Genomic DNA, 1,163 nt, shown 5'->3' with positions numbered 1-1,163 from the left:
TAGGGGGCTCCGAACATTCGGAAGGACGGGCGATTGAGCCAGCCCTTGTCCGCCCATCGCTTGAGCTGGATCTGGCAGAGCACGATGGTTGCCCAGGTCATGACGATGCCCACGGAGGCGATGTTCAGCACGATCTCGAAGGCCTGGGCCGGGACCAGGTAGTTCAGCGGCACGCCGAGGAGGGAGACTACGGCGGTGATGGCGATGCCGCCGTACGGGACGCCGGCTTTGTTCATCCGGGAGGCGAACTTCGGGGCGGAGCCGTTCACGGACATGGAGCGGAGTATGCGTCCGGTGGAATATAGGCCGGCGTTCAGCGAGGAGAGCGCGGCGGTGAGAACGACGAGGTTCATGATGACGTCCACGCCCTGGATGCCGATGGAGCCGAAGAACGTGACGAACGGGCTGACGCCCTTTTCGTAGGACGTGTAGGGCAGTAGGAGGGCGAGGAGGATGACGGAGCCCACGTAGAAGACGGCGATGCGGAACACCACGGAGTTGATGGCCTTGGGCATGATCTTTTCCGGGTTTTCGGTTTCGCCGGCGGCGGTGCCGACGAGTTCGATGGAGGCATAGGCGAACAGGACGCCCTGCATCAGGATGATCATGGGGAGCAGGCCGTTGGGGAAGATGCCGCCGTTGTCCGAGAGRAGGCTSAGGCCMACSKGCTGGCCGTCCACGGGGGTGCCGAAGATGACGAAGTAGGTGCCGACGACGAGGAAGACCACGAGGGCGGCGACTTTGATGATGGCGAACCAGAACTCGAGTTCGCCGAAGACCTTGACGGAAACGAGGTTCAGGGCGAGGACTACGAGGAGGGCGGTCAGGGCCCAGGCCCACTGGGGTACGGCTGCCATCCAGGGGATGTAGTTGCCGAAGAAGTGCATGTAKAGGGCGGCGGCGGTGATGTCCACGATGGTGGTGGTGGCCCAGTTGATCCAGTAGAACCAGCCGGAGACGAACGCGGCCTTCTCGCCGAAGAATTCGCGGGCGTAGGAGACGAACGAGCCCGACGACGGCCGGTGCAGCACCAGTTCGCCGAGGGCCCGGAGGATGAGGAACGCGAAGAACCCGCAGACGGCGTAGGCGATGACCAGCGACGGCCCGGCGGCGTTGAGGCGGCCGCCGGCGCCGAGGAACAGGCCGGTGCCGATCGCKCCGCC

1 protein-coding gene is annotated in these 1,163 nt (G+C 64.8%); it reads right to left on the bottom strand.

Going from position 1 to position 1,163, the window contains the following annotated elements:
* The coding region (locus AC1DIM_RS19760) for an amino acid permease (RefSeq protein ID WP_477712171.1) at positions 1 to 1,163 on the bottom strand (1,163 nt) is incomplete at both ends.

The organism is Pseudarthrobacter sp. 01T43 (assembly GCF_056398665.1).
Note: the sequence above shows the minus strand (reverse complement) of the source record. Positions and strands in the feature narration are given on the sequence as shown.